Source organism: Aeromicrobium sp. (assembly GCF_047607065.1).
In the GTDB taxonomy this organism is placed as follows: Bacteria; Actinomycetota; Actinomycetes; order Propionibacteriales; family Nocardioidaceae; genus Aeromicrobium.
In genome coordinates, this window is sequence record NZ_JASGDU010000043.1 from 1 (window position 1) to 5,052 (window position 5,052).

Genomic DNA, 5,052 nt, shown 5'->3' on the forward strand with positions numbered 1-5,052 from the left:
GGCCTCGCACCTCAGCCAGCGGGTGTCCGGTCCCTGAGGTGCGACGAGGAACGAGGAGCCTCGAAGGGACCCGCCGGGGATGGTGGCTTGGCTTCGAGGCTCGGCCGCGAGCGGCCTCGCACCTCAGCCAGCGGGTGTCCGGTCCCTGAGGTGCGACGAGGAACGAGGAGCCTCGAAGGGACCTTGCTGGAGGTAGGTCATTTCGAGGCTCGCAAGCTCGCACCTCAATGACCCGCAGCCGAACCCACGGCTTTGCACTCGTAGGGGGTGAGTGCTAACTTCGGGATTGGCACTCCTATGCTGAGAGTGCCAACACATCGGTCGGACCGGTGAGGTCGCCGTCGCCGGGAAGCAGGGTTTCCCGGAAGCGTCGGCCGTCCGTCGCGGGCACCCCCGGCCGCCCCCCAAGTAGCGACATAGTCACGCAACTGACGCGGAGAGACAGCACCATGGCCAAGTCCATTGCATTCAACGAGGAAGCCCGGCGCGGCCTCGAGCGCGGTATGAACCAGCTCGCCGACGCCGTCAAGGTCACGCTCGGCCCCAAGGGCCGCAACGTCGTCCTGGAGAAGAAGTGGGGTGCTCCCACGATCACCAACGATGGCGTGTCCATCGCCAAGGAGATCGAGCTCGAGGACCCCTACGAGAAGATCGGTGCCGAGCTCGTCAAGGAGGTCGCCAAGAAGACCGACGACGTTGCGGGCGACGGCACCACCACCGCCACCGTCCTGGCCCAGGCGCTCGTGCGCGAGGGCCTGCGCAACGTTGCCGCAGGCGCGAACCCGATGGGCCTGAAGAAGGGCATCGAGGCCGCCGTCGAGGCCATCAGCAGCCAGCTGCTGGGTCTGGCCAAGGACGTCGAGACCAAGGAGCAGATCGCTTCGACCGCTTCCATCTCGGCCGCCGACCCGACGGTCGGCGAGATCATCGCCGAGGCGATGGACAAGGTGGGCAAGGAAGGCGTCATCACGGTCGAGGAGTCGAACACCTTCGGCCTCGACCTGGAACTCACCGAGGGCATGCGCTTCGACAAGGGTCACCTGTCGGGCTACTTCGTCACCGATCCCGAGCGCATGGAGACGGTCCTGGAGGACCCCTACATCCTCATCGTCAACAGCAAGATCAGCTCGATCAAGGACCTCGTTCCGGTCCTGGAGAAGGTCATGCAGTCGGGCAAGCCGCTGGTCATCATCGCCGAGGACGTCGAGGGCGAGGCCCTGGCGACGCTCATCGTCAACAAGATGCGCGGCACCTTCAAGTCGGTCGCCATCAAGGCCCCCGGCTTCGGCGACCGCCGCAAGGCGATGCTGGCCGACATTGCCATCCTCACCGGTGGCGAGGTCATCAGCGAGGAGGTCGGCCTCAAGCTCGAGAACGCCGACATCAGCCTGCTGGGTACCGCCCGCAAGGTCGTCACCACCAAGGACGAGACCACCATTGTCGAGGGCGGCGGTGACGAGGCGCAGATCGCCGGCCGGGTCAACCAGATCCGTGCCGAGATCGAGAGCAGCGATTCGGACTACGACCGCGAGAAGCTCCAGGAGCGACTGGCCAAGCTCGCCGGCGGCGTTGCCGTCGTCAAGGTCGGCGCGGCCACCGAGGTCGAGCTGAAGGAGCGCAAGCACCGCATCGAGGACGCCGTTCGCAACGCCAAGGCGGCCGTCGAGGAGGGCATCCTCGCCGGTGGCGGTGTCGCGCTGGTGCAGGCCACCAAGCTCGCCTTCGAGAAGCTCGAGTTGGAGGGCGACGAGGCGACCGGTGCCAACATTGTGCGTGCCGCCGCGTCGGCTCCGCTCAAGCAGATCGCGATCAACGCCGGTCTCGAGGGCGGCGTCGTGGCGGAGAAGGTCGCCGGCCTGGAGCCGGGCTACGGCCTCAATGCCGCCACGGGCGAGTACGTCGACCTGCTGGCCGAGGGCATCATCGACCCGGCCAAGGTGACCCGTTCGGCGCTGCAGAACGCGGCGTCCATCGCGGCCCTGTTCCTCACCACGGAGGCCGTTGTCGCCGACAAGCCCGAGCCGGCCGCTGCCGCTGGCGGTGCCCCGGACATGGGTGACATGGGCGGCATGGGCTTCTGACCCACGCCTGCAGAGTGGCCCCGGACCGCCAGGTCCGGGGCCACTTGCCATGTAGGCAGCAAGCCGGTCCTCGGTCCCTGAGGTGCGAGCTTGCGAGCCTCGAAGGGACCACTACGGCAGGCTTCGAGGCTTCGGCCGCGGGCGGCCTACGCACCTCAGCCAGCGGTCCTCGGTCCCTGAGGTGCGAGGGCACCCAGCGCCCGAGCCTCGAAGGGACCACAGCCTCCGGCGGATGCGGCATGATGCGGGGGTGGATGTACGGCATCGGGAGCGGTTTCTGGCGGCGGGCGCGAGTGCGGAGGTGCTCGATGCGCAAGCGTGGCGGCTGCTGACCGACGAGCTGCCCGACTGGTGGCACGACTGCCGCAACGCCCTCTACTACGCGCCCGGCGCGCATCTGCCGCCCGCCGCCTTCGACAACCTGCTCGTCTATCCCATGAGCGATTCGGTCATCGCCGTCGGCTCCCCGCTCGACACGCTGACCTCGCTGTTGGTCGGCGGTGACCGCGCGACGGTGTTCTTCGGGCAGCGGGTCATCTTGACGGCCGGGGACGTCTACTGCGGCCCGGAGTCGTCCATCGTGCTGCACGGACCCGTCGTGGCCACCCGGTGCCCGGTCCTCGATGCCCGTAACGGCGGCAGCATCGTCGCGGCTCCCGACCAGCTCTGGGCTGCGGGCACCTACATCGCCACCGACGACATGCACCGCCTGACCGACGCGGCGACCGGGGCGCGGCTCAACCCCTTCGGCGCGCACATCCGCCTGGGCGAGCACGTCTGGCTGTGCCGCGACAGCGTGGTCAGCGGTCATGTGGAGATCGACAGCCATGTGGTCGTGGCGACGCGCAGTGTCGTGCGCAACCAGCAGGTCCCGCGCGGCACGGTCGTCGCCGGAACCCCCGCGCGGGTGGTCCGCGAGGGCGTCACCTGGGACTTCGACGACCTGCCGTAGGTCAAGTGCTGGTGTATTCCGTTTGTGTGCCGCCGACCGGTCCCTGAGGTGCGAGGGTGCCCAGCGCCCGAACCTCGAAGGGAATCCAACCGTAGGTCATTGCGAGGCTCCGCTCGTTCCTCGCTGCGCACCTCAATGAGCGGTCTCGACCTATCACCAGCACTTCCATAGCGCGCGCGCCGAACCGCTCTCCATGCCCAGCGGCGCGCTGTTACTCTGCCGTCACAGCGTCGGTCGAGTCGTGAGGAAGTCCATGAGTGACATCGGGTACAAGCTGAAGGTTCTCAAGCAGATCGGACTGCTGAAGCCTCAGTTGCCTCACCGGCTGGCGAAGGCCGGGATCAAGCTCGCTACGTGGGGTCCGGGCTTCCCGGCCGCCATCGCCGCCGCGACCGCGCGCTACCCGCAGCAGCTGGCGATCATCGACGACGCCGGCCAGCTCACCTGGCGCGAGCTGAGCGAGGAGATCAACCGCACGACCGCAGCCCTCAAGGACACCGGCCTGCAGCCCGGCGACGCAGTGGCCGTGATGTGTCGCAATCACCGCTACATGGTCGTCACGATGGCCTCGATCATGCAGCTCGGCGGCAAGGTGCTGCTGCTGAACACGATGGCCGGTGCCGCTCAGCTCGGCGAGCTGACCAAGCGCGAGAACGCCAAGATGGCGATCATCGATCAGGAGTTCTTGGAGGTCACCTCCGACATCGACCGGGACATCGTCGTGGTGGCCTGGGAGGACGACGACTCGCACGGGCTGCCCAGCCTGGCCGCTTTGGCTGCGGGGCAGCCGGCGAGTGACCACAAGAAGCCGCCGCGCCCCGGTGCCATCGTCATCTTCACCTCCGGCACCACCGGCCTGCCTAAGGGTGCCAACCGCAAGGAGCCGGAGAACCTCGACCCGCTGATGACGTTCTTCGGGGCGATCCCGTATTCGGGCAACTCCACCGTCGTCTTGGCCGCGCCGCTGTTCCACTCGTGGGGTCTCATCAACTTCGGTTTCGGGCTGTCGACGGTGCCGACCTATGTGTTGCGCCGCCGCTTCAACCCCGAGCAGGTGCTCGCCGACATCGCGAAGTACAAGGCCGAGGTGCTCGTGGTCGTGCCGCTGATGATGCAGCGGCTCGTCGACGTCGACCCGGAGGTCATCGCGAAGCACGACGTGTCGAGCCTGAAGATCACCGCGTCGAGCGGTTCGGCGCTGGCCGGGGAGCTGGCGACGCACTTCATGGATACGTTCACCGATTCGGTCTACAACTTCTACGGCGCGACTGAGACCGGCTGGGTGTCCATCGCCTCGCCGAAGGATCTACGGGACGCTCCGGGCACGGCGGGCCGGGTTCCGTGGCGCACGGTCGTCAAGATCCTCGACGCGGACGGCAACGAGTTGCCGCAGGGCGAGACCGGGGTGATCTATGTCGGCAACGAAATGCAGTTCGGCGGCTACACCGACGGGCGCAGCAAGGATTTCCGTGACGGCCTGATGCACACCGGCGACCTGGGCTACTTCGACAGCGAGGGACGCCTGTTCGTGGCCGGGCGCGATGATGACATGATTATTTCCGGCGGGGAGAACGTGTTCCCGCGGGAGCTGGAGGACGCCCTCATCGAGCATCCGGCGGTGGCCGATGTCGTCGTGGTAGGCATTCCGGACAAGGACTGGGGTCAGTGCCTGGCTGCCTATGTGGTGGTCAAGGACGGCGCGAGCGTCGAGCACGAGGAACTGGTGACCTACGCGAAGGACCGTGTGGCGCGCTTCGCCGTCCCGCGCAAGACGATGTTCCTGGAGGAGCTGCCGCGCAACCCCACCGGCAAGGTGATGAAGCGCGAACTCCCCGACTTCGCGTAGTCGAACCAAAGGTCCCTTCGAGGCTCGCTCGTTCCTCGCTCACACCTCAGGGACCGGGAAGCCGAGCCGGTCATTGAGGTGCGAAGCGAAGCGAGCCTCGAAACGACCCCACGCGGAAAGGTCCCTTCGAGGCTCGCTCGTTCATCGCTCACACCTCAGGGACAGGGGGCGGA

General features: G+C 67.3%; 3 protein-coding genes. All 3 read left to right on the forward strand.

What is annotated here, in order from left to right:
- The first annotated feature begins 449 nt into the window (after positions 1–449).
- A complete protein-coding gene (gene groL / locus QM597_RS06130; RefSeq protein ID WP_415003986.1) occupies positions 450–2,081 on the forward strand; it encodes a chaperonin GroEL in 1,632 nt (543 codons plus the stop codon).
- Between the two features lie 250 nt (positions 2,082–2,331).
- Positions 2,332–3,033, forward strand: a complete 702-nt coding sequence (locus tag QM597_RS06135) for an acyltransferase (RefSeq protein WP_415003987.1) — start codon at positions 2,332–2,334, stop codon at positions 3,031–3,033.
- A gap of 253 nt (positions 3,034–3,286) precedes the next feature.
- A complete protein-coding gene (locus QM597_RS06140; RefSeq protein ID WP_415003988.1) occupies positions 3,287–4,879 on the forward strand; it encodes an AMP-binding protein in 1,593 nt (530 codons plus the stop codon).
- The last annotated feature ends 173 nt before the right edge of the window (positions 4,880–5,052 follow it).